Below are 22,676 nucleotides of genomic sequence, written 5' to 3'. Positions count from 1 at the left end.
TTGCTTCCCGGGGTACCGGGCGGACAAACGTCGGAATATCACCCCCTGGCAGGCACTTTCCCACCCGGAGCGGGACGAGGCAGTCGTTACCTCGTTAGCAGGCGACGACGGCGCGTTCCACACCAGACGGTGCCGACCCCCACGTGAGGGCCGGCACCGTAGCGGGCGGTGCTCAGTTGGCGACGACCAGGTGGAACGGGCGGTCGGCCGCCGAGCCACCGGAGGTCCGGGTCTGGACGAAGACCGCGTTCGGAGTCAGGTAGCGCGGCGCCACGGCCACCTCACCACCGGGCGGGACGTTACCCGGGTCGCTGGTGCCGATCGTCGCCACGTGCGCCTTCAGCACGACGTTGTAGTCCAGCAGCACCTGGTACTGCCCGGCCCCGTACTTCGTGACGGACACGACGTTGGCGGAGTGGTGGAGCAGCGTGCCGTTGGCGGCCACGACGGCGAAGGCGACGGCGCCGGCGGCCGGCGGCGCGGCCAGGGTCGCGCCCTGCCGCATCGCCGCCTTGGCCGCACGCGCGTCGGCGGCCGAGACCGGCGGCTGGGTGTTGCCGCCGGGCTGCCGGACGCCGGGCTGGCCGACCTCCGCCCCGGCCCTGGTCGTCGGCTGGGCGGCGGCGATTCCCCCGCCGGCCAGGGTGAGCGCCAGGACGCCGAGCGTCACCGCCGCCGCCTTGCGCCTGAAGAATGTGGTCATGACAGGTCTCCCCTTTTTCTGACCGTGGTGATACGGCCGACCCGCATTTTCAGCGAGCCGGGTGATTGTTGCGGGCGAGCCGGGTTGACGAAAGCATTACGCTTTCGACCGCACCTGAAACGCTGACTCCTCAACGCTTCCTACCCGGCTTGAGCTGGGGTTACTACGCTGTGTTGTGGCGCCACAACCAGCAGGAAGGTAGCACCGGAAAAAGCTGAGCGTCAATAGTCGATCAAGGCGTTCGGCATTCTTTCCGGATGATTTACATAATTGTGAGAGGCGTGGGCTGCACCATTCATGAAACGGGTCGGGGAGCCTGCGGCGCGGGCGTGAGCGCTAGTCTGACGTCCATGATCACCACGGAGCCGCCGGCCCGGACCCGGCCGCCGGTACGCGCCCTGCTCTGCTGGCTGGCGGTCGTGCCCGGTGCCGCCTGGGCGCTGGTCCGCCTCGCCGGGCTGGAGCGCGGGCCGCTGGTGCAGGCGGTCGCCTTCACCCCGTACGTCGCGGGCGGGAGCCTGGTCGCGCTGGTGCTGGCGCTCGCCCTGCGGCGCCGCGGGCCGGCGGTGGCCGCGGCGGTGGTGGCGCTGGCGCTGCTCGGCGTGGTGGCCCCCCGGGCGGTCGCCGCCGACCAGCCGGCGGCCGGCGGGCCGATGCTGCGGGTGCTCACCGCCAACCTGCTCAAGGGCGGTGCCGACGCGCGGACGTTGGTGGAGCTGGTGCGCCGGCACCGGGTGGACCTGCTGGCCGTGCAGGAGTTCACCCCGGAGGCCCGCGACGCGCTCGACCGGCAGGGCCTGGCCGGGCTGCTGCCCCACCGGCAGCTCAACCCGGAGGTCGGCACCACCGGCTCCGCCCTCTACTCCCGGCTCCCGCTCGCCGAGGGCGGCTTCCGGCGCAACGCCGGCTTCCAGTTCACCCAGGCGTACGCCGTCGTGGCGGTGCCGGGGGCGCCCCCGGTGCGGGTCGAGTCGGCGCACCCGGCCGCGCCCTACGCGGTCGCCGTGGTCGACGAGTGGTTCACCGACCTGCGGGCGCAGCCCCCGGCCACGCCGGACGGGCCGCTGCGCATCCTCGCCGGCGACTTCAACGCCACCCTCGACCACGCCCCGCTGCGCGCGCTGCTGGCCACCGGGTACGTCGACGCGGCCGACGCCGCCGGGGCGGGGCTCGCCGGCACCTGGGGCCCGTACGACGGCGACCTCATCCCACCGGTCACCATCGACCACGTGCTGGTCGACCGGCGGATCGCCGTCCGGTCCGTCGCCGTGCACCCGGTGCCCGGCAGCGACCACCGCGCGGTGCTGGCCGAGCTGCGCCTGCCGACGGCCTGACCCCGGCGGGCCCCGACCCGGCCCGACCGCGCCGACGGGCGGCTCAGACCCGGGCGCGGTCCAGGCCGAAGGTGAGCGCGTCGACCAGGGCGTGCCAGCTCGCCTCGACCACGTTGGGGTGCACGCCGACGGTGGTCCAGTCCCGGCCGCGGCCGTCCGCGGTCTCCACCAGCACCCGGGTCACCGCGCCGGTGCCGTGGCTGCCCTCCAGGATGCGCACCTTGTAGTCGGCCAGCTCGAAGTCGCGCAGCTCCGGGTAGTGCCGGGACAGGCCGACCCGCAGCGCCTCGTCGAGGGCGTTGATCGGGCCGTTCCCCTCGGCGGTGGCGATCACCCGCTCGCCGCGTACCCGGATCTTCACGGTGGCCTCGGAGACCACCGCGCCGTCCTCGCGGTGCTCGACCAGCACCCGGTAGGACTCCAGCGCGAACGGCCGGGGCGGCGCGGCGTCCGGCAGCTCCGAGCGGACCAGCAGCTCGAACGACGCGTCCGCCGCCTCGAACGACCAGCCGCCCGCCTCCAGCTCCTTGACCCGGCTGGTGACCTTCGACAACGCCTCCGGATGGCCGGCCAGGTCCAGGCCCAGCTCACGGCTCTTGAGCTCGACGCTGGCCCGGCCGGCCATCTCGGTCACCAGGATCCGCATGTCGTTGCCCACCACCGACGGGTCCACGTGGTTGTAGAGCAACGGGTCGACCTTGATCGCGCTCGCGTGCAGCCCGGCCTTGTGGGCGAAGGCGGCGGCCCCGGCGTACGCCTGGTGGGTGTCGGGGGCGATGTTGGCGATCTCGGCGATGGCGTGCGCGACCCGCACCATCTGCTCCAGGCAGCCCTCGGGTAGGACGGGCAGCCCGAGCTTGAGCTGGAGGTTGGCGACGACCGCGAAGATGTCGGCGTTGCCGGGGCGCTCGCCGTACCCGTTGGCGGTGCCCTGGACGTGGCGGACCCCGGCCTCGACGGCGGCGACGGTGTTGGCCACCGCGCAGGCGGTGTCGTTCTGGGCGTGCATGCCGAACAGCTCCGGGGCGATGCCGGTGCGCGCGGTCAGGTCGGCGATCGCGGCCGTCACCATGGACGGCAGCATCCCGCCGTTGGTGTCGCAGAGCACGAACCGCTCGGCGCCGGCGGCGAGCGCGGTCTCCACCACCGCGGCGCCGTACGCCGGGTCGTGCCGGTAGCCGTCGAAGAAGTGCTCGCCGTCGACGAAGACCCGCCGGCCCTCGGCGACCAGGTGGGCGACGGTGTCGCGGATCATCGCCAGGTTCTCCGGGCCGGTGGTGCGCAGCGCCCGCTCAACGTGGCGGAGGTCGGCCTTGGCGACCAGGGCCACCGCCGGGGTCTCGGCGTCGAGCAGCCCGCGCACCTGCGGGTCGGCCGCCACCGGCACCCCGGCCCGGCGGGTGGCGCCGAAGGCGACCAGGACGGCGTGCCGCAGGTCCAGCTCGGTCCGCGCCCGGCGGAAGAACTCGGTGTCCTTCGGCACCGCGCCCGGCCACCCGCCCTCGATGAAGCCCACCCCGAACTCGTCGAGCAGCCGCGCCACGGCCAGCTTGTCGACCACCGAGTAGCTGAGCCCCTCACGCTGGGCACCGTCGCGCAGCGTCGTGTCGTACACCTGGAACGTCATGGGAGTGCCTTCCTCACGAACCTCGGAGCTGGGGAGCAACAAAAAGACCCCCCGCGGATGCGGGAGGTCTGCGCGCTCGGCGGAGGGGAAGCCGGCGCGCTAGCTGCCAATAATCAGGACGGTGCTGGTCACGATCGCCACTCTGCCACCCCACCCCCGGTTTTGGGAGGCACAATCCACATCTCGGGACGGTGACTCAGGGTGGTGATACCCGAGCAATCACCATGACCGGGGCGGAACACGCCGCTCGTGATCGACTTCACAAGTCACCCGGCCGCCACCAGGCGCGAACAACGCTGCGGAAGTATCTGGAACCGATCCAGTTACCGGCCCCGCGCCGTTGACAACCGCTTGCCAAGGAGGACCCGTGCTCACTGTCGGTGACCGCTTCCCTGAGTACGAACTCACCGCCTGCGTCTCGCTGGACGCCGACAAGGCGTTCGAGACCATCCACCACAAGTCCCACGAGGGCAAGTGGCGGGTGGTCTTCTTCTGGCCGAAGGACTTCACCTTCATCTGCCCGACGGAGATCGCCGAGTTCGGCCGCCTCAACGGCGAGTTCGCCGACCGCGACGCCCAGGTGCTCGGCGTCTCGGTGGACAACGAGTTCGTCCACTACGCCTGGCGCAAGGACCACCCGGACCTGCGCGAGCTGCCCTTCCCGATGCTCAGCGACATCAAGCGCGAGCTGACCGCCGCCTGCGGCGTGCTCGGCGAGGACGGCGTGGCGCAGCGGGCCACCTTCATCGTCGACCCGGACAACGAGATCCAGTTCGCCATGGTCACCGCCGGCTCGGTCGGCCGCAACGTCTCCGAGGTGCTGCGGGTGCTCGACGCCCTGCAGACCGACGAGCTGTGCCCGTGCAACTGGAACAAGGGCGGCGAGACCCTGGACGCCAACGCGCTGCTCGCCGGCGCCGGTGCCTGAGATGGGTCTGGACGCGGTCAAGGCGGCTCTGCCCGAGTACGCCAAGGACATCAAGCTCAACCTCGGGTCGACCGTCGGCACCTCGACCCTCAAGCCGGAGCAGGCCTGGGGCACCGCCCTGGCCTGCGCGGTCGCGGCGCGTAACCCGGTCGTGCTGAAGGAGATCGCCGACGAGGCGACCGCCCACCTCACGCCGGAGGCGATCGAGGCCGCCAAGGGCGCCGCCACCATCATGGCGATGAACAACGTCTACTACCGCGCCAAGCACCTGATCGGCGACGACCAGTACGCCTCGATGCCGGCCCGGCTGCGGATGCAGATCATCGCCCGGCCGGGCGTGGACAAGGGCGACTTCGAGCTGTGGTGCCTCGCCGTCTCGGCGATCACCGGCTGCGGCGTCTGCCTGGAGTCGCACGAGAAGGCGCTGCGTGGTGCCGGGTTCACCCGGGAGCAGGTGCACGAGGGGCTGCGCATCGCCGCCGTCGTGCACGCCGCCGCGGTGGCCCTCGACGCGCAGGCCGCGCTGGCCTGACCTGGTCCGCCCCGGTGGGCCGGTGCCGCGACCGCGGTGCCGGCCCACCGGCGTTGCGGGTCCCGTGGTGTGGGAGGGGTCCGGTCCGGGTACCTGTTTTCTGGACACGGAAGACGATCCCTCCACAACGACGGAAACAGTCGGGACAGGAGTTACCCATGGACAGGCTCGACCCGCACAGCACGCACGGCACCACCGAGCCGGTGCTCGACGGCGGTCAGGGAGCCTTCGCCGGGGGTGCGCCCACGGGCGCCTTCAACCCGTGGAGCTACCGCGACGAGGCCGGAGTGGCCGAGGCCGACCTGGTCGGCTACAAGGTCGAGGCCACCGACGGCGGCATCGGCAAGATCGACAGCGCGAGTCACGAGGTCGGCGGCAGCTACCTGGTCGTCGACACCGGGCCGTGGATCTTCGGCAAGAAGGTCATGCTGCCGGCCGGCATGGTCAACCAGGTCGACCACGACGACCGCAAGGTCTACGTCGACCGCAGCAAGGACCAGATCAAGGCCGCGCCGGAGTACGACGAGACCAGCCACAGCGACCCGGCCTACCGGGACAAGCTGGGCGGCTACTACGACGAGAGCTACGGCAACCTCCCCCCGGGCACCGCACGCTGACCGAGGCGAGAAACTGACGGCCGGTGGGGTGACCCACCGGCCGTTACCGTGTCAGGGTGGACGCCATCGAGGTCAACCGCAGGATCCCCTTCTCCGCCATGTTCAACTTCCGCGACGTCGGCGGCTACCCCGGCCACGACGGCCGTACCGTCCGCTGGGGCCGGCTCTACCGCTCCGACTCACCGCACCGGCTCGACGGGGCCGACCGGGACGCCTTCGTCGCCCTCGGCATCCGGACCGTGATCGACCTGCGGCGACCGTCCGAGGTGGAACGGGACGGCCGGGTGCCGGAGCTGGACGGGCTCACCTACCGGCACATCCACCCGGAGCACGCGGACTGGGCACAGCGCCGGTACGAGCCGGGGGCCAGCCTGGCCCGCTACCTCGCCGACCGGTACGCCGACCTCGCCCAGACCGGCACCGCCGGGCTGGCCGAGGCGATCGGGCTGATCGCCGACAGCGCGACCGCCCCGGTGGTCGTGCACTGCGTCGCCGGCAAGGACCGCACCGGTATCGTCTGCGCGCTCACCCTCTCGGTGCTCGGCGTGAGCGACGCCGACATCGCCGAGGACTACGCGCTGAGCAGCGAGGCGTCGGCCCGGTTCAGCGCCTGGCTGGCGGCCACCGCCCCGCAGACGGAGGAACCGCCCCCGCCGTTCCTGGCCTCGCCGGCCGAGGCGATGGCGCTCTTCCTGACCGAGCTGCGGGAGGGGCACGGCTCGGTGGAGGACTACCTGCGCCACGCCGGAGTGACGGACGACCAGCTCACCGCCCTCCGCGACCACCTGCTCGACTAGCCAGCCGACGGAGCGTCGCGCCCCGATGCCCGACCGCCGGCCGCGCCGCGTGACGGCGGCGGGCCGGCGGTCGACACGAGTGGTCAGAGGACGCGCTGCACCCAGCCGTGCGGGTCCTCGGCCTCGCCGCGCTGGATCGACACCAGCTGCTCCCGCAGCGCCATGGTCGACCGGCCCGGCTCGCCCCCGCCGATCAGGAACTCCCCGTCGGGGAAACGCACCCGGCCGATCGGGGTGATCACCGCGGCGGTGCCGCAGGCGAAGACCTCACGCAGCCGGCCGCTGGCGGCGTCCGCCTGCCAGTCGGCGAAGCTGACCGGCCGCTCCTCCACCCGGTGCCCGGCCGCGGCGGCCAGGGTGAGCACCGCGTCGCGGGTGATACCGGGCAGGATCGTGCCGGTCAGCGGCGGGGTGACCAGGGTGTTGTCGTCGTAGACGAAGAAGACGTTCATGCCGCCCAGCTCGTCGACGAACCGGCGCTCCACCGCGTCGAGGAAGACCACCTGGTCGCAGCCGGCCTCGATCGCCTCGGCCTGGGCGGCCAGCGAGGCGGCGTAGTTGCCGCCGCACTTCGCCGCGCCGGTGCCACCGGGCGCCGCGCGGGTGTAGTCCGGGGAGACCCAGACGGTGACCGGCTTGACCCCGCCGGCGAAGTACGCCCCGGCCGGCGAGGCGATCACGCAGTAGAGGTACTCGTTGGCCGGGCGGACGCCGAGGAAGACCTCGCTGGCGAACATGAAGGGCCGCAGGTAGAGGCTGGCGTCCGGCCCGTCCGGGATCCACTCCCGGTCGATCTCGACCAGCCGGTGCAGCGACTCGACGAACGTCTCCGCCGGCAGCTCCGGCATGGCCAGCCGCTGGGCGGAGGCGATGAACCGGTCGGCGTTGGCCTCGGGGCGGAACATGGTGACCGCACCGTCCGCCGTCCGGTACGCCTTGAGCCCCTCGAAGATCTCCTGCGCGTAGTGCAGCACGGCGCTGGCCGGATCCATCGGGATCGGCGCGCGCGCCTCCACCCGGGCGTCGTACCAGCCCTTGCCCTCGGCGTAGCGAATGGTGACCATGTGGTCGGTGAAGACCCGGCCGAAACCCGGGTTGGCCAGCAGGGCGGCCCGGTCGGCGGCGGATACCGGTGCGGGATTCGGACGGATCTCGAAATCGAGCTTGTCACCACCGCTCATCGCGCTGACCTCCCTGCGGGTCGACGGCGTGCGGGATCGCACACCGAATCACTGGTGCCAGAAACTTACCCCGAACGGTCGTTCAGCGGATAGCTCCGCCCCGGCGGATCGAACGCCCCGGATGGGACGCCGCGGGGGCCTGCGGAGCAGCGACGACGGCGGGGCCTGAGAAGGTCCGCCCCGGGCCCGGCGGACCCGGGAGGCGGACCGGTTCAGCGTGCCGGCGGCCGGTCAGGCCACGGCGTGGGCGGCGAGCCGGTCGCCGACCTCCTCGGTGCGCAGCGGTACGCCCGGGGTGCGGTTGGCCAGCTCCACGGCGACCGCGGCGGTCACCCGCGCGGCGGCGTCGGCGTCGCCGAGCTGGTCGAGCAGGAGCGCGGCGGAGAGCACCGCGGCCACCGGGTCGGCGAGCCCCTTGCCGGCGATGTCCGGCGCCGAGCCGTGTACCGGCTCGAACATCGACGGGTACGTCCCGTCGGGGTTGATGCTGCCGCTGGCGGCGAGCCCGATCCCGCCGGTGACGGCGGCGGCGATGTCGGTGAGGATGTCGCCGAAGAGGTTGTCGGTGACCACCACGTCGTAGCGCTGGGGCTGGGTCACCAGGAACATCGCGGCGGCGTCGACGTGCTGGTACTCGGTGGTCACGTCCGGGTGCTCGGCGGCCACGGCTTCGAAGGCGCGCGCCCACAGCGAGCCGGCGTGGGTCAGCACGTTGGTCTTGTGCACCAGGGTGACCTTGCGGCGCTCGCGACGGGCGGCCCGGGCGAAGGCGTCCCGGACGACCCGCTCGACCCCGTGCCGGGTGTTCAGGCTCTCCTCGGTGGCCACCTCGGCCGGGGTGTCCCGGTGCAGCACGCCGCCGGCGCCCGCGTAGAGCCCCTCGGTGCCCTCCCGGACGACCACCAGGTCGACCTCGCCGGGCTTGACGTTCGCCAGCGGGCCCGGCACGCCGGGCCAGAGCCGCGACGGGCGCAGGTTGACGTACTGGTCGAAGGCGAAGCGGAGCTTGAGCAGCAGGCCGCGCTCCAGCACGCCCGGCGGGACCGAGGGGTCGCCGACGGCGCCGAGCAGGATGGCGTCGTGGCCGGCCAGCTCGGTCAGCACCGCGTCGGGCAGCACCTCGCCGGTGCGGTGGTACCGCGCCGCGCCGAGGTCGTAGCGGGTGGTCTCGATCCCGGGGTGCACGGCGTCGAGGACCTTGAGGGCCTGGGCGACCACCTCGGGTCCGATACCGTCCCCGGCCACCACCGCGATCCGTGCCACCTGGCGCTCCTCACCTCGTCGTTCTCGTGCACGGTACGTCGCCGTCCCGCCTCCCGGTACGCGTCTTCCAACATTCGGGACATACGGATGCTCAGGAGGCTCCCAGGTGACATTCATGGTGCGGTCATGTCCGCTGCCTATGGTCGATGGCGAACGGGTCACGGGGGCCCGTGACGGGATTCGCCGCGGTGCCGCGGCGCCGTCGGTGAAGGAGCGGTGTCATGCGGATCGACCAGCGGTACCGACCGGCCGGGACGAACGAGCAGCCCCGCACCCGGTGGGTGGACCAGGCGGCGTTCGGCCGGCGCCGGGCGGACCTGCGGCTCGGCACCAGCAGCCACCGGGTCGACCGCGCCGGCGAGGCCGCCGTCGACCGGATCGCCGTCCGGCACACCGTACGCACCAGCACCGCCGAGTACTCGCTCCTGCTCAACGCCCCCGAGCACGTCGGGCGCCGGCTGGTCGGGGACGCGCTGCGTGACGCCGTCGCCGAACTGCGCGCCATCGACCTCACCTACGGCCCCGGCCGGCCGGACAGCCTGGTCTCCCGGCTGCGCCGCGGCGAGATCGCACCCGAGTCGTACCCGCCGCTGGCGGACCTGGTGGACCGCTGCGCGGCGATGCGCGCCGCCACCGACGGCTGGTTCGACGCCTGGGCCGTACCCGGCGGTTTCGATCCCGGCGGCCTGCTCAACGGCTGGGCGGTGGAGCGGGCGGCGGCCCGGCTGCGCGCCGCCGGCATCCACGACTACGCCGTGCTCTCCGGCGCGGACCTCACCGTCCGGGGTCACGCCGCGCACGGCGGGCCCTGGCGGGTCGCGGTGCACCACCCGACCGACGGGCGTCGCCCGCCGCTGGTCCTGGAGATGACGGCCGGCGCGGTCGGCACCTCCGGGGTGACGGGCCGCCGGGACCACGTGGTCGACCCGCACACCGGCGAACCGGCCGAGCAGCTGGTCGCCGCCACCGTCGTCGGGCCCGACCTGGCGGTGGCGGACGCCTACGCCACCGCGCTGTACGCGGCCGGCCCGACCGGGCTGGCCTGGTTCCGCAACGGCTCGGGATATCAGGCGCTCTTCGCCCACCGGCGTCGCTGAGCACGGCGGGGGCACGTCGGCCGACCGGTGGAGGGGGTCCATCGGGTGGCGCGGTCGGCGGGCCCGCGATCGGCCCCCACGGTCTCGGCAACGACCGTGGGGGCCGGTCAGCGACGAGTGCGCGTGGCTCGCGCAATCGAGGGGTGCGGACCGGTCGGCCGGAACGCCTGACCTCGTCACCCGAAGACGGGCCGAACGCTCCACTCGGCCGGCGACCGCACCGGTACGCTAGCGAATCGACGCAACTCGACGCAAGAGTCTCCACAGCGGACCCTCTTGGACGGACCTCGCGTCACCTCGGAGTCGCTCGTCGGCGGGTCCGCTGCAGGAAGGTGAACGGCGGATGGCACGCTGTCCGCCGTGAGTTTCGATCTGAGCGTGTGGGCCCTGCCTGCCGGGGCCACACCGGAGGACGTCCGGGCGGCGGTGCGGCGGTGCCGCGAGGGACGCCACGATGACCGGCACCCCGACCCGCGCGTCGTCGGCTTCTACCGGGCCATCACCGCCAGCTACCCGGATCGGCACGCCGGGCCGGGTACGCCGTGGGAGGTCGCACCGCTGCACGCGGCCAACGACCACATCGAGCTGAACCTCGTCCCGACCTGCGAGGACCAGGTGCTGCTCGACATCGAGCGGCTGGCCGGCCAGCACGACCTGATGCTCTTCGACGCCCAGGACGGCTCGGTCTACCCGCCGCCGTCCCGCGTCGCAGGCTGACCGGCCGTACGGCGAGGGGCCCGGCCGAGACGGCCGGGCCCCCCTGCGTCGTGCCTACCGGTACTACTCGTCGCGCAGGTCGGCGGCGCTGGCCGAGGTCGCGCCGATCGAGTCGGCCGCCGAGGTGAGCAGGTCCGCCCCGAGCGCCTGGTCGACGGTGAGGGTCATCAGCGTCTCGCCGCCGGCCTCCCGACGGGCCACCTGCATGGCGGCGATGTTGACGCCGGCCTCGCCGAGCAGCGTGCCGACGGTGCCGACCACGCCGGGCCGGTCGACGTAGCGCAGGAAGAGCAGGATGCCCTCCGCGCCGATCTCCACGTCGAAACCGTCCACCTCGGTCAGCTTGATGACGTCACGGGTGCCGGTGTTGGTGACGGTGCCGGAGACGCTGACCGTGCGTCCGTCGGGCAGCGCCCCACGGACGGTGACCAGGTTGGGGTGGTCGACCGTCTCGGCCTGCGTCGCGAGGGTCACCTCGACGCCCCGCTCGGCGGCCAGGTGCGGCGCGTTGACGTAGGTGACCTGCTCCTCCACCACCGAGCTGAACAGCCCCTTGGTGGCGGCGAGCTTGAGGACCGACACGTCGTGGTTGACGATCTCGCCGCGCACCTCGACGGTGACGCTGGCGGCCACCCCGCCGGCGACGGCGGTGAAGGCCCGGCCCAGCTTCTCGGCCAGCGGCAGCAGCGGGCGGACGTCCTCGGCGACCACGCCGCCGGCCTGCACGTTGACCGCGTCCGGCACGAACTCGCCCTGCAACGCCAGCTTGACGCTCTTCGCCACGGCCAGCCCGGCCTTGTCCTGCGCCTCGTGGGTGGAGGCGCCCAGGTGCGGGGTGGCCACCACGTTGTCGAAGGCGAACAGCGGCGAGGAGGTGCAGGGCTCCTTGGCGTACACGTCGACGCCGGCGCCGGCGACCCGGCCCTCGGCGATCGCGTCGGCCAGGGCCTGCTCGTCGACCAGGCCGCCGCGGGCAGCGTTGACGATCCGGACGCCGGGCTTGACGACCGCCAGCTCCTTCTCACCGATCAGGCCCACGGTCTCCGGGGTCTTCGGCAGGTGGATGGAGATGAAGTCGCTCTCCCGCAGCAGCTCCTCCAGGCCCACCAGGCGGACGCCGAGCTGGGCGGCCCGGGCCGGCTGGATGTAGGGGTCGTACGCGATGAGCCGGGTGCCGAAGGCGGCGATGCGCTGGGCGAAGAGCACGCCGATGCGGCCCAGGCCGACCACGCCGACGGTCTTGCCCTGCAGCTCGACGCCGGTGTACTTGGACCGCTTCCACTCTCCCGCCTTGAGCGCGGCGCTGGCCGCGGCGGTGTTGCGCGCGACGGCGAGCAGCAGCGCGACCGCCTGCTCGGCGGCGGAGACGATGTTGGAGGTGGGAGCGTTGACGACCATGACGCCCCGCGCGGTGGCGGCCGGCACCTCGACGTTGTCCAGCCCGACGCCGGCCCGGGCGACCACCTTGAGCCGCGGCGCGGCCGCGATCGCCTCGGCGTCGATCTGGGTGGCGCTGCGCACGATCACCGCGTCGGCCTCGGAGAGCGCGGAGAGCAGGGCCGGGCGATCGGTGCCGTCGACGTGGCGTACGTCGAAGTCGTGGGCGAGCACCTCGATGGCGGCGGGGGCGAGTTCTTCGGCGATCAGTACGACAGGATTCATCGGTCCTCGTAGACGTCGTATGCGGTCGGCCTGGGGCGTCGGGACGCCGCGCTGCGCCCTGCGCTGATCCGTGCCATGGCCGGGTCAGGTGCCGGCTACGCACCTACCAGGGATCGTAGGTGGCCCGATGCCCGACGTGTCCCGGACGGCGGGGTGAGGGCCCTCACACAGCGTCGTCGCCCGCCCGTCATCCCGCGTTCACCCGGCGCGCCCGGTGGCGCGGCCCGGTTACAACGGAGCGCAGCACCTTCTGAGGGAGGGAGCCGGCCGTGTCGCCCACCGTCCGCATCGCCCTGCTGCGCCGGCTCGCCCGGCGGGCGCCGCTCCGGTTCGGCCCGCCGCTGGCCGAGGCGTTGGTCACCCGGTCCCAGCACGTGGGCAGCCGGCCCAGCGCCGCCGCCACGGCCCGGCGCACGGCGGCCGCCGACGAGGCGGTGGCGCTCTACCGCCGGCTGGACCGGCAGCAGCCCGGCCGGCACCGCACCGGCCTCGCCCGGGCCCTGGTCGCGCAGGCCGCCGTCCCGGACGACCGCACCGCGGCGTCGGCCGCCGCGCAGTGCCGGGAGGCGATCGGGTACGTCGAGGACGCCACCGACCGCGCCGCGCTGCTCGTGCTCGCCGAGGCCCGCCGGCTGGCGGCCGTGCACCTGCACACCTGCGGCGCGGTGCGCGAGGCGCTGCCGCTGGCGGTGGGCGCCCGGGCGATCTGGCGGCGGATCGGCACCCGGGGCGCCGACGAGCAGGTGCGTTCGGCGTTGACGCTGGGCGTGATCGGGGACTGCCGGGCGAGGCTGGGCCGGCAGGAGGAGGCGCTGGCCGTCCGGCGGGAGGCGCTGGCGCGGCATCGGGCGCTGCCCCTGCTGCGCCGGGCCCGGTACGCCCCGGCCGGCCACCAGCTGGCGATCGGCCTGGCCGAGTCGCTGGTCGCGGCGGGACGGCACGGCGAGGCGTCGGAGCTGGTCACCGAGGTCCGTACCGAGCTGGCGTCGCCGCTCTGGCTCCGGCTGCACCCGCCGTCCCGGCCGCGACTGGCCCGGGTGTTGAGCTTGCTGGCGTGCTGTCAGGACGCCCTGGGCGACCCCGGACAGGCCTGCCGGACCGCCGAGGAGGCGGTCGCCCACTGGCGGACGACGGTGGCGGCCGGCCCGCGCGGCCGACCTGGGTTGGCCGACGCGCTGCTCACCCTCGCGGCGCTGCTCGCCCGGGCGGGCCGGCGGGACGAGGCGGCCGACCGGCTCACCGAGGCGGTCGAGCTGGCCCGCGACGTCGACGACGAGGTGTTCGTCCGGGCCCTGCTCGACCTGGCGGAGCTGCGGTTCGCCGCCGGCGAGCGGGCGTCGGCCGGCGCGCCGGTCGCGGAGGCGGTCGCGGTCTGCCGGGCGTACGCCGAGGAGCTGCCGGAGGTGTGGTGGCCCCGGCTGGTCCGCGCCCTGGCGGCGACCCGTGAGGTGGCGGAGGCGGAGGCGGGCCTGGCCGCCGGCCGGGAGGCGGTGGCGCTGGCCCGGAAGCTGGCCGGGGCCGACCCCCGGTATCGCGACCTGCTCGCCGACTCTCTCGTGGAGCTGGGCCGGGCGGTCGGCGCCGCCGGCGACCCGCTCGGCGCGAGTGACCTGCTGCGGGAGGGCGTGACGGTCCGCCGCGACCTGTTCGCCGTGGACCCCGACACCCACCGGCTGCCGCTGGCCCGGGCGCTGGGCGACCTCGCCGCGATCCTGGCGCACCTCGGCCGCCAGCACGAGGCGGACCGGACGGCCGCCGAGGCCGAGGCGGTTCGCTCCGCCCGACCCGGACCGACTCCCCCCGCATGAGACCGCAGCGGGACGGCCGCCGACGCGGGACACAGTGTGAGCGATATGCCTCAGCGGCATGAATATGACTGTGCGGCATACGGCTCGACGGGCATCGGGGTTTCCGGGGTGACACGCCGGCCCGGCGGCGACGCGGTTCCCTTTCCGACGGTCGCGGACCAACGCGGCCCGCGACCCGACGCCGGGGAGAGCGTCGGGTCGCGGGCCGCGTCGCGGTGGCCCCGCCGGGGCGGGGCCGCGCGTCAGGCGGTCTCGGTGATGGGCCGGTCGACCCAGCTCATCATCGCGCGCAGCTTCTGGCCGGTCTCCTCGATCGGGTGGGCCGCGCCCTCGGCCCGCCACTTGGCGAAGTTCGGCCGGCCGGCCTCGTCCTCGGCCACCCACTCGCGGGCGAACTCGCCGGACTGGATCTCACCGAGGATCTTGCGCATCTCGTCCTTGACCCGGGAGTCGATGACCCGTGGGCCACGGGAGAGGTCGCCGTACTCGGCGGTGTCGGAGACGCTGTAGCGCATCCGGGCGATGCCGCCCTCGTACATCAGGTCGACGATCAGCTTCAGCTCGTGCAGGCACTCGAAGTAGGCCACCTCGGGGGCGTAGCCGGCCTCGGTGAGCACCTCGAACCCGGTCTGCACCAGCGCCGCCGCGCCACCGCAGAGCACCGCCTGCTCGCCGAAGAGGTCGGTCTCGGTCTCCTCGGTGAAGGTGGTCCGGATCGCGCCGGCCCGGGTGCCGCCGATGCCCTTGGCGTACGACAGGGCGAGCTGGAACGCGGTGCCGCTGGCGTCCTGCTCGACGGCGACCAGGCAGGGCACGCCCTTGCCGTCGACGTACTGGCGGCGGACCAGGTGACCGGGGCCCTTCGGGGCGACCATCGCCACGTCCACGTCGGCCGGCGGCTTGATCAGGTCGTACCGGATGTTGAAGCCGTGGCCGAAGAAGAGCGCCTTGCCGGGGGCGAGGTTGGGGGCGATCGCCTCGGCGTACAGGCCGCGCTGCGCGGTGTCCGGCGCCAGGATCATGATCACGTCGGCCTCGGCGGCCGCCTCGGCCGGCGTGAGCACCCGCAGGCCCTGCTCCTCGGCCTTCGGCCGGCTCTTCGAGCCCGCCGGCAGGCCGATCACCACGTCGACGCCGGAGTCGCGCAGCGACAGCGCGTGGGCGTGGCCCTGGCTGCCGTACCCGATCACCGCGACCTTGCGGCCCTGGATCAGGCCCAGGTCGGCGTCGTCGTCGTAGTACACCTCAACGCTCATTGACTTCCCTTTCGTACGGCGGTCCGAGCGGCCCGTCGTGGACTTGTGCGGTGGTCAGGCGGCGCGCAGCGCGGGCCCGGCGGTGATGGAGCGCGAGCCGCGCCCGATCGCCACCGTGCCGGACTGGACCATCTCCTTGATGCCGAACGGTTCGAGGTCGCGCAGCAGCGCGTCCAGCTTGTCGGGGGTGCCGGTGGCCTCGATGGTCAGCGTGTCCGGCGCGACGTCGACCACCCGGGCCCGGAACAGGTTGACCGTCTCCAGCACCTGCGCCCGGGCGTTGCGGTCCGCGCGGACCTTGACCAGCAGCAGCTCCCGGGCCACCGAGACCTGCGGGTCCAGCTCCACGATCTTCAGTACGTTGACCAGCTTGTTGAGCTGCTTGGTGACCTGCTCCAACGGGGACGACTCGGCGTTGACCACGATGGTGATCCGGGAGACGTCCGGGTTCTCGGTCTCGCCGACGGCGAGGCTGTCGATGTTGAACCCGCGCCGGGAGAACAGGCCGGAGACCCGGGCCAGGACGCCCGGCTTGTTCTCCACCAGGACCGAAAGGGTGTGCAGAGTCATCAGATCTCGTCCTCGTCGAAGGCCGGGCGGACGCCACGGGCGAACATGATCTCGTCGTTGCTGGTGCCGGCGGCCACCATCGGCCAGACCATCGCGTCCTTGCCGACCACGAAGTCGATCACGACGGGCGCGTCGGTGATCGCCATCGCCGCCTCGATCGTCTTGTCGACGTCCTCGGGGGTCTCGCAGCGCAGGCCGACGCAGCCGAGCGCCTCGGCGAGCTTGACGAAGTCCGGGATGCGGTGCTTGTGGGTGCCCAGCTCGGTGTTGGAGTACCGCTCACCGTAGAAGAGGGTCTGCCACTGCCGGACCATGCCGAGGTTGCCGTTGTTGATCACGGCGACCTTGATCGGGATGCCCTCCAGCGCGCAGGTGGCCAGCTCCTGGTTGGTCATCTGGAAGCAGCCGTCGCCGTCCACCGCCCAGACCACCGTGTCCGGCCGGCCGACCTTGGCGCCCATCGCCGCCGGCACGGCGTACCCCATGGTGCCGAGGCCGCCGGAGTTGAGCCAGGTGCCCGGCTTCTCGTACGAGATGAACTGGCTGGCCCACATCTGGTGCTGGCCCACGCCGGCCACGTAGACCGTGTCCGGGCCGGCGATCTCGCCCAGCCGCTTGATCACGTACTGCGGGGAGAGGGTGCCGTCGCCCGGCTCCTCGTAGCCCAGCGGGTAACGCTGGCGCAGGTCGTCCAGCTGGGTCCACCAGTCGGCCAGGTCGGACCGGTGGCCGGCCTTGCGCTCGGCAGTGACCGCGGCGATCAGCTCGTCGATGACGTGCTTGGCGTCACCGACGATCGGCACGTCCGCGTGCCGGTTCTTGCCGATCTCGGCCGGGTCGATGTCGGCGTGCACCACCGTGGCGTCCGGGGCGAACGAGTCCAGCTGGCCGGTGACCCGGTCGTCGAACCGGGCGCCCAGCGCCACGATCAGGTCGGACTTCTGCAGGCCGTACACCGCGGCGACGGTGCCGTGCATGCCGGGCATGCCCAGGTGCTGGGGGTGCGAGTCGGGGAACGCGCCCAGCGCCATCAGCGTGGTGACCACCGGGATGCCGGTCAGCTCGGCCAGCTTGCGCAGGCCCTCGGTGGCGCCGGCCTTGAGCACGCCGCCGCCGACGTAGAGCACCGGCCGGCGGGCCATGGCCATCAGCCGGGCCGCCTCGCGGATCTGCTTGCCGTGCGGGTGGAGGGTCGGCCGGTAGCCGGGCAGGTCCAGGGTGGGCGGCCAGGCGAAGGTGGTCGGCGCCTGCAGGACGTCCTTGGGGATGTCGACCAGCACCGGCCCGGGCCGCCCGGTGGAGGCCAGGTGGAAGGCCTCGGCCAGCACCTGCGGGATCTCCTCCGGGGTCTGGACCAGGAAGTTGTGCTTGGTGATCGGCAGCGTGATGCCCTGGATGTCCGCCTCCTGGAAGGCGTCCGTGCCGATCGAGGGCCGCGCGACCTGACCGGTGATCGCGACCATCGGGACCGAGTCCATGTACGCGTCGGCGATCGGGGTGACCAGGTTGGTCGCGCCCGGGCCGGAGGTGGCGATGCAGACGCCGACCCGGCCGGTGGCCTGCGCGTACCCGGTGGCGGCGTGCCCGGCGCCCTGCTCGTGGCGGACCAGGATGTGGCGCACGGTCGAGTCGTAGAGCGGGTCGTACGCGGGCAGGATCGCCCCGCCGGGGATGCCGAAGACGACGTCGACGCCGAGCGCCTCGAGGGACCGCACGAGCGAGCCGGCCCCGGAGACCTGGGCGGGGGCGGGCTGCCGTACGGCCGGGGTGGCCGCGGCGGCCCCGCGCGGCGCGGGGGTGTGGTCGGCGTCGGCGGCCGGCTCGGTGGCCGTGCGCGCCCGCCGGGCGGAGTGGGCGAGGGTCTCTGGCGTGGGTCTCGTCATGGCGGTTCAGGCCTTCGGCTGGAGGGTGGAGGCTTTCGACACGTGCGACGCGGGCGGGGCCCGCCCGGTGGAGTCCGACGGCAATAAAAACGGCCCTCGTGCAGATGCACGGGGCCAGCGCACTCTCGGTGGAGGAGAGTGCGCTCAGGTAAGTACTCGCTGCGACGGGATCGACGACATGTGGACCAGCCTGACGCATCTCACGCGATGAGTCAACTGATCCCACATGTTGGTTCACGAACGGGGGACACCGTCTCCCGTCGCGGGCTTGGCGACCGGCCCGACCTGCGCGGATCCGCTCCCACCGACGCGCGGCGCCGGCACCGACCGCCCACCGGCGAACGGGGTGGCCGGCAGCGGCCCCGGGCGGGCGCCGGGCGAGGTGGCGGCGTCGAGCATCGCCTCCAGGTGCTCGGCCGGCACGCCCCAGCCGAAGAGCGCGCCCTGGCCGAACCGGCAGCCGGCGGCGACCACCGCGGCCAGCTCCGTCGGGGTGGTGACGCCCTCGGCGATCACCTCCAGCCCGAGCTGGTGCCCGAGGCGCATGACGATGTCGACCATCGGGGCGAAGGCCGGCCCGTCGGCGTCCACCGGGCGGACCGGCTCGTGCTCGGCGACCAGGCTGTGGTCGATCTTGAGGATGTCGATCGGCAGCCGGCGCAGCTGGCCGAGGGACGAGTAACCCGCGCCGAAGTCGTCCAGCGCGATCCGCACCCCGGTGCGTCGCAGCGCGGTCAGCCGCCGGATCAGCTCGTCGAGGTCGGTGGCGACGGCGTGCTCGGTGACCTCCAGCACCAGCCGCTGCGGCGGCACGTGGTGGGCGCGCAGCGCCTCGGCCACCTGGACGACGTACTCCGGGGCGTGCAGCTCCCGCGGGGAGACGTTGACCGAGACCCAGACGTCGTGGCCGTCGGCCAGCCAGCGGGAGAGCTGCCAGCAGGCCTGGTGCAGCACCCAGGCGCCCAGCTTGGCGATCATCCCGCACTCCTCGGCGAGCGGGATGAACTCGTCGGGGCGGACGTTGCCCAGCTCCGGGTGGTGCCAGCGCAGCAGCGCCTCGGCGCCGACCGGGCGGACCGAGGGCAGCGAGGCGACCGGCTGGAAGACCAGCCGCAGCTCGTCGCGCTCGATGGCGCCGCGCATCTCGTGCTCCAGCCGAGTCCGCCGCAGCAGGAGCTGGTCGTGGGTGCCGTCGTAGCGCTCGATGCGGTTCTTGCCGCGCTGCTTGGCGTACCGCAGGGCCAGGTCGGCGTGGCGCAGCAGGGCCACCGAGTCGGGCTCGCCGCACTGCCCGGCCACCCCGATGCTCACCGAGAGGAAGACCGGCCCGTCCGACTGCTCGTACGCCCGGCCGAGGACCCCGAGCAGCCGCTCGGCGACCACGTCGGCGTCGGCCGGCCGGCCGCGCATCAGCACGGCGAACTCGTCGCCGCCGAGCCGGGCGGCCAGGTCGCCGGGGCGCAGGTTGCCCCGCAGCCGCCGGCCCACCTCGGCCAGCACCATGTCGCCCACGTCGTGGCCGCGCATGTCGTTGACGTTCTTGAAGCCGTCCAGGTCGAGCCCGAGCAGCACGCACCCGACGCCCTCGTCGGCGCAGCGCTGCAACTCCCGCAGCAGGCCCCGCCGGTTGGCCAGCCCGGTCAGCGGGTCGGTGTGGGCCAGCTCGCGGAAGTGCTTCTCGCGCTCGGCCAGCCGGCCGGCGTACCCGCGCATGTCGTTGAGGGTGAGGTACTGCCGGGCCACCAGCGCGAATCCCTCGACGCTGCCGGCGACGATGGCGAGCGCGTCGAAGCGCCCACCCTGGGCCAGGTGGTACATCGCCGAGGCCGCCATCGCGAACATCGGGACGAAGGCGTACGCGCCGTCCCGGCGGATCAGGTCGACGTCGACCTGCCCCGGCGCCTCCACCCGGTGCACCGCCAGCGCGACCGCCAGCAGGCCCACGGCGAGCAGCGCGGCGCTGGTCAGGGTCATCCCCGCGCCGCCCTGGCAGACCCCGCCGGCGACGCCCAGGCCGCCGGCGGCGTTGCCGGTGATGCCGGCGCCGAGCAGCCCGAACCGGCCCCGGGGCGGAGCGGCGCGCAGCAGCACGGTCAGGGTCACCCCGACGGTCAGCGCGGCGTTGACCGTGGCCAGCAGGATCGCCGGGCAGGCCACCGGGGTGGCCGACCCGAGCAGCCGGGTCGGCGCGGAGAAGAGCACCCAGCCGACGAACCAGAGGGCCGTCGCGACGATCAGCGCGTCCAGCAGCAGCCGGGCGGTCGCCGGCCGGGACACCACCGCCCCCGGCAGCCGGAGCAGCCCGGCGGCGGCGGCCAGGCCGCTCAGCGTCACCGCGACGGAGATCAGGACGGGCCACCCGGTGAGTCGCGCCGGGTGGGGCGGGTGGTGCGGGTCACCGAGCACCAGTCCCACCCCGACCAGCAGGCCGACCAGGGCGAACCCGCCGGCGGCGGCCAGCAGCGCGTACGGCCGGCGGTCCGGGCCGCTGCGCCGCCGGACCGACCCGACGAGCAGCAGGGTGGCGGTCACGGCGACCAGGGCGCTGGGGAGCGCGACGGCGACCATGCCCGGGGGGAAACGCACGTCCTCAACTGTGCCGGATCCGCGCCCCGCGCGGGGAACCGGGTGTGCATCTGTTGGGACACGCTCGGACCGCCGGGGCCCACCGCCGGGACGGTGCAAGACTGGTATCCATGCCTGAGCTGCGGTCGAGGACCTCCACCCACGGTCGGATGATGGCCGGTGCCCGGGCCCTCTGGCGGGCCACCGGGATGACCGACGACGACTTCGGCAAGCCGATCGTCGCCATCGCCAACAGCTTCACCCAGTTCGTCCCGGGTCACGTACACCTGAAGGACCTCGGCGGCCTGGTCGCCGACGCGGTGGCCGAGGCCGGCGGGGTGGGTCGCGAGTTCAACACCATCGCCGTCGACGACGGCATCGCCATGGGCCACGGCGGCATGCTCTACTCGCTGCCCAGCCGGGAGCTGATCGCCGACGCGGTCGAGTACATGGTCAACGCGCACTGCGCGGACGCCCTGGTCTGCATCTCCAACTGCGACAAGATCACCCCGGGGATGCTGCTGGCCGCCCTGCGGCTGAACATCCCGACCGTCTTCGTCTCCGGCGGGCCGATGGAGGCCGGCAAGACGGTGGCGATCGAGGGAGTCGTGCACTCCAAGATCGACCTGATCGACGCCATGATCGCCTCCTCCAACGAGGCGGTCACCGACGACCAGCTCGGCGAGATCGAGCGCTCCGCCTGCCCGACCTGCGGCTCCTGCTCCGGGATGTTCACCGCCAACTCGATGAACTGCCTCACCGAGGCGATCGGCCTGGCGCTGCCGGGCAACGGCTCGACGCTGGCCACCCACGCCGCGCGCCGGTCGCTCTTCGTCGAGGCCGGCCGCACCGCCGTGGAGATCGCCAAGCGGTGGTACGACGGCGACGACGCCTCGGTGCTGCCCCGTGCCGTCGCCAGCCGGGCCGCCTTCGAGAACGCGGTCGCCCTGGACGTGGCGATGGGCGGGTCGACCAACACGATCCTGCACCTGCTCGCCGCCGCCCGCGAGGCCGAGCTGGACTTCCAGGTGGCCGACATCGACGCGATCTCCCGCCGGGTGCCCTGCCTGGCCAAGGTCGCGCCGAACTCGCCGCAGTACCACATGGAGGACGTGCACCGGGCCGGCGGCATCCCCGCCATCCTCGGCGAGCTGGACCGGGCCGGCCTGCTCCACCGGGACGTGCACGCCGTGCACTCCCCCTCGCTGGAGCGCTGGCTGGCCGACTGGGACGTGCGGGGCGGTTCGCCGACGCCGGAGGCGGTCGAGCTGTTCCACGCCGCCCCGGGCGGGGTGCGCACCACCGAGCCGTTCTCCACCACCAACCGCTGGTCGTCGCTGGACACCGACGCGGCCGGCGGCTGCGTCCGGGACCGGGAGCACGCGTACTCGGCCGACGGTGGGCTGGCCATCCTGTACGGCAACCTCGCCCCGGACGGCTGCGTCGTGAAGACCGCCGGGGTGCCCGAGGAGTGCCTGACCTTCCGCGGTCCGGCGAAGGTCTACGAGTCGCAGGACGACGCGGTCTCGGCGATCCTGGCCAAGCAGGTCGTCGCCGGGGACGTCGTGGTGATCCGCTACGAGGGCCCGAAGGGTGGCCCCGGCATGCAGGAGATGCTCTACCCCACCTCGTTCCTCAAGGGCCGGGGACTGGGCCGGGCCTGCGCGCTGCTCACCGACGGCCGCTTCTCCGGCGGCACCTCCGGGCTCTCCATCGGGCACGTCTCCCCCGAGGCGGCCTCGGGCGGCCTGATCGCGCTGGTCGCCGAGGGCGACGAGATCGTCATCGACATCCCCGGCCGGTCCATCGAGCTCAACGTGCCCGACGACGTGCTCCAGGCGCGCCGGGTCGCCGAGGAGAAGCGGGAGCGGCCGTACACCCCGGTCGACCGGCAGCGGCCGGTGTCGGCGGCGCTGCGCGCGTACGCCTCGATGGCGACGTCGGCCAGCGACGGCGCGTATCGGCGGGTGCCGGAGTAAGCGGCGCCCCCGGCGCAGCGGTGACCTCTTTCGGGTGACTGCGGTCGCGCCACGCCCGCGATCGGGTGAACGCCAGCAGGCGTGTCGCGGCGGGGAGGGCGTATGCCCGATGAGCGATATACCTGGGAGGCATAAATATGACTCAGCGGTATATCGC

General features: G+C 73.5%; 18 protein-coding genes. 9 read left to right on the top strand and 9 right to left on the bottom strand.

Annotated elements, in window-relative coordinates:
• Positions 1 to 172: 172 nt before the first annotated feature.
• Positions 173 to 703, bottom strand: a complete 531-nt coding sequence (locus FHX75_RS27960; RefSeq protein WP_154943344.1) for a hypothetical protein — start codon at positions 701 to 703, stop codon at positions 173 to 175.
• Between the two features lie 350 nt (positions 704 to 1,053).
• Here FHX75_RS27960 and FHX75_RS27955 point away from each other — a divergent pair, with 350 nt between their 5' ends.
• Positions 1,054 to 2,037 (top strand): endonuclease/exonuclease/phosphatase family protein, encoded by a 984-nt coding sequence (locus FHX75_RS27955; protein ID WP_154943343.1) that lies wholly within the window; start codon positions 1,054 to 1,056, stop codon positions 2,035 to 2,037.
• A 43-nt stretch (positions 2,038 to 2,080) separates the two neighbouring features.
• Here FHX75_RS27955 and cimA read toward each other — a convergent pair whose 3' ends face one another.
• The gene (cimA, locus tag FHX75_RS27950) at positions 2,081 to 3,664 is read right to left on the bottom strand and encodes a citramalate synthase (protein ID WP_154943342.1); all 1,584 of its coding nucleotides are present in this window, start codon (positions 3,662 to 3,664) and stop codon (positions 2,081 to 2,083) included.
• 367 nt (positions 3,665 to 4,031) lie between these two features.
• Here cimA and FHX75_RS27945 point away from each other — a divergent pair, with 367 nt between their 5' ends.
• The 4 genes from FHX75_RS27945 to FHX75_RS27930 all read left to right on the top strand — a co-directional run bounded on the left by FHX75_RS27945 (position 4,032) and on the right by FHX75_RS27930 (position 6,538).
• The gene (locus FHX75_RS27945; RefSeq protein WP_154943341.1) at positions 4,032 to 4,592 is read left to right on the top strand and encodes a peroxiredoxin; all 561 of its coding nucleotides are present in this window, start codon (positions 4,032 to 4,034) and stop codon (positions 4,590 to 4,592) included.
• A gap of 1 nt (position 4,593) precedes the next feature.
• Complete coding sequence (gene ahpD / locus FHX75_RS27940; protein WP_154943340.1) at positions 4,594 to 5,124, top strand: alkylhydroperoxidase, AhpD family; 531 nt, start codon at positions 4,594 to 4,596, stop codon at positions 5,122 to 5,124.
• A 158-nt stretch (positions 5,125 to 5,282) separates the two neighbouring features.
• Complete coding sequence (locus FHX75_RS27935) at positions 5,283 to 5,741, top strand: PRC-barrel domain-containing protein (RefSeq protein ID WP_154943339.1); 459 nt, start codon at positions 5,283 to 5,285, stop codon at positions 5,739 to 5,741.
• A gap of 56 nt (positions 5,742 to 5,797) precedes the next feature.
• Positions 5,798 to 6,538 (top strand): tyrosine-protein phosphatase, encoded by a 741-nt coding sequence (locus tag FHX75_RS27930; RefSeq protein WP_281290845.1) that lies wholly within the window; start codon positions 5,798 to 5,800, stop codon positions 6,536 to 6,538.
• An 83-nt stretch (positions 6,539 to 6,621) separates the two neighbouring features.
• Here the strand turns inward: FHX75_RS27930 and FHX75_RS27925 are convergent, their stop codons facing one another.
• Both FHX75_RS27925 and FHX75_RS27920 read right to left on the bottom strand, forming a co-directional pair.
• Positions 6,622 to 7,719, bottom strand: a complete 1,098-nt coding sequence (locus FHX75_RS27925) for a branched-chain amino acid aminotransferase (protein ID WP_154943338.1) — start codon at positions 7,717 to 7,719, stop codon at positions 6,622 to 6,624.
• Positions 7,720 to 7,950: 231 nt separating this feature from the next.
• On the bottom strand, positions 7,951 to 8,982 hold the full coding sequence (locus tag FHX75_RS27920) for a 3-isopropylmalate dehydrogenase (RefSeq protein WP_154943337.1): 1,032 nt from the start codon (positions 8,980 to 8,982) through the stop codon (positions 7,951 to 7,953).
• A 221-nt stretch (positions 8,983 to 9,203) separates the two neighbouring features.
• On the opposite strand from FHX75_RS27920, the gene FHX75_RS27915 reads away from it, so the two are divergent.
• Entirely contained in the window at positions 9,204 to 10,079 is an 876-nt protein-coding gene (locus FHX75_RS27915) for an FAD:protein FMN transferase (protein WP_154943336.1), read from the top strand.
• Positions 10,080 to 10,439: 360 nt separating this feature from the next.
• Positions 10,440 to 10,796 carry a hypothetical protein gene (locus FHX75_RS27910; protein ID WP_088963573.1) on the top strand — a complete coding sequence of 119 codons (357 nt, stop codon included), beginning with the start codon at positions 10,440 to 10,442 and terminating at the stop codon, positions 10,794 to 10,796.
• A 63-nt stretch (positions 10,797 to 10,859) separates the two neighbouring features.
• On the opposite strand, the gene serA is transcribed toward FHX75_RS27910, so the two are convergent.
• A complete protein-coding gene (gene serA / locus FHX75_RS27905) occupies positions 10,860 to 12,458 on the bottom strand; it encodes a phosphoglycerate dehydrogenase (RefSeq protein ID WP_154943335.1) in 1,599 nt (532 codons plus the stop codon).
• A gap of 269 nt (positions 12,459 to 12,727) precedes the next feature.
• On the opposite strand from serA, the gene FHX75_RS31030 reads away from it, so the two are divergent.
• The gene (locus FHX75_RS31030) at positions 12,728 to 14,266 is read left to right on the top strand and encodes a hypothetical protein (RefSeq protein WP_170285489.1); all 1,539 of its coding nucleotides are present in this window, start codon (positions 12,728 to 12,730) and stop codon (positions 14,264 to 14,266) included.
• 242 nt (positions 14,267 to 14,508) lie between these two features.
• Here the strand turns inward: FHX75_RS31030 and ilvC are convergent, their stop codons facing one another.
• The 4 genes from ilvC to FHX75_RS27880 form a co-directional block, all read right to left on the bottom strand.
• Complete coding sequence (gene ilvC, locus FHX75_RS27895; protein ID WP_088963576.1) at positions 14,509 to 15,522, bottom strand: ketol-acid reductoisomerase; 1,014 nt, start codon at positions 15,520 to 15,522, stop codon at positions 14,509 to 14,511.
• A gap of 54 nt (positions 15,523 to 15,576) precedes the next feature.
• Positions 15,577 to 16,092, bottom strand: a complete 516-nt coding sequence (gene ilvN / locus FHX75_RS27890; protein WP_088963577.1) for an acetolactate synthase small subunit — start codon at positions 16,090 to 16,092, stop codon at positions 15,577 to 15,579.
• Positions 16,092 to 17,975, bottom strand: a complete 1,884-nt coding sequence (locus FHX75_RS27885) for an acetolactate synthase large subunit (protein ID WP_154943334.1) — start codon at positions 17,973 to 17,975, stop codon at positions 16,092 to 16,094. The genes ilvN and FHX75_RS27885 overlap by 1 nt, the downstream gene beginning before the upstream one ends.
• A gap of 234 nt (positions 17,976 to 18,209) precedes the next feature.
• Positions 18,210 to 20,561: a putative bifunctional diguanylate cyclase/phosphodiesterase gene (locus FHX75_RS27880; protein ID WP_154943333.1), complete on the bottom strand. Its 2,352-nt coding sequence runs from the start codon at positions 20,559 to 20,561 to the stop codon at positions 18,210 to 18,212.
• A gap of 110 nt (positions 20,562 to 20,671) precedes the next feature.
• Here FHX75_RS27880 and ilvD point away from each other — a divergent pair, with 110 nt between their 5' ends.
• Positions 20,672 to 22,519, top strand: coding sequence for a dihydroxy-acid dehydratase (ilvD, locus tag FHX75_RS27875; protein WP_154943332.1), 1,848 nt, complete (start codon positions 20,672 to 20,674; stop codon positions 22,517 to 22,519).
• Positions 22,520 to 22,676: the final 157 nt, after the last annotated feature.

Origin of the sequence: Micromonospora palomenae (assembly GCF_007829925.1) — a bacterium.
Taxonomy (GTDB): Bacteria; Actinomycetota; Actinomycetes; order Mycobacteriales; family Micromonosporaceae; genus Micromonospora; species Micromonospora purpureochromogenes.
This window is presented reverse-complemented; position numbering and strand designations above follow the sequence as displayed.

Excerpts from the sequence above, each read along its gene's own strand:
- FHX75_RS27960 (WP_154943344.1), bottom strand. The coding sequence starts at position 703 with ATGACCACATTCTTCAGGCGCAAGGCGGCGGCGGTGACGCTCGGCGTC.
- FHX75_RS27955 (WP_154943343.1), top strand. The coding sequence starts at position 1,054 with ATGATCACCACGGAGCCGCCGGCCCGGACCCGGCCGCCGGTACGCGCC.
- cimA (WP_154943342.1), bottom strand. The coding sequence starts at position 3,664 with ATGACGTTCCAGGTGTACGACACGACGCTGCGCGACGGTGCCCAGCGT.
- ahpD (WP_154943340.1), top strand. The coding sequence starts at position 4,594 with ATGGGTCTGGACGCGGTCAAGGCGGCTCTGCCCGAGTACGCCAAGGAC.
- FHX75_RS27935 (WP_154943339.1), top strand. The coding sequence starts at position 5,283 with ATGGACAGGCTCGACCCGCACAGCACGCACGGCACCACCGAGCCGGTG.
- FHX75_RS27925 (WP_154943338.1), bottom strand. The coding sequence starts at position 7,719 with ATGAGCGGTGGTGACAAGCTCGATTTCGAGATCCGTCCGAATCCCGCA.
- FHX75_RS27915 (WP_154943336.1), top strand. The coding sequence starts at position 9,204 with ATGCGGATCGACCAGCGGTACCGACCGGCCGGGACGAACGAGCAGCCC.
- serA (WP_154943335.1), bottom strand. The coding sequence starts at position 12,458 with ATGAATCCTGTCGTACTGATCGCCGAAGAACTCGCCCCCGCCGCCATC.
- ilvC (WP_088963576.1), bottom strand. The coding sequence starts at position 15,522 with ATGAGCGTTGAGGTGTACTACGACGACGACGCCGACCTGGGCCTGATC.
- ilvN (WP_088963577.1), bottom strand. The coding sequence starts at position 16,092 with ATGACTCTGCACACCCTTTCGGTCCTGGTGGAGAACAAGCCGGGCGTC.
- FHX75_RS27885 (WP_154943334.1), bottom strand. The coding sequence starts at position 17,975 with ATGACGAGACCCACGCCAGAGACCCTCGCCCACTCCGCCCGGCGGGCG.
- ilvD (WP_154943332.1), top strand. The coding sequence starts at position 20,672 with ATGCCTGAGCTGCGGTCGAGGACCTCCACCCACGGTCGGATGATGGCC.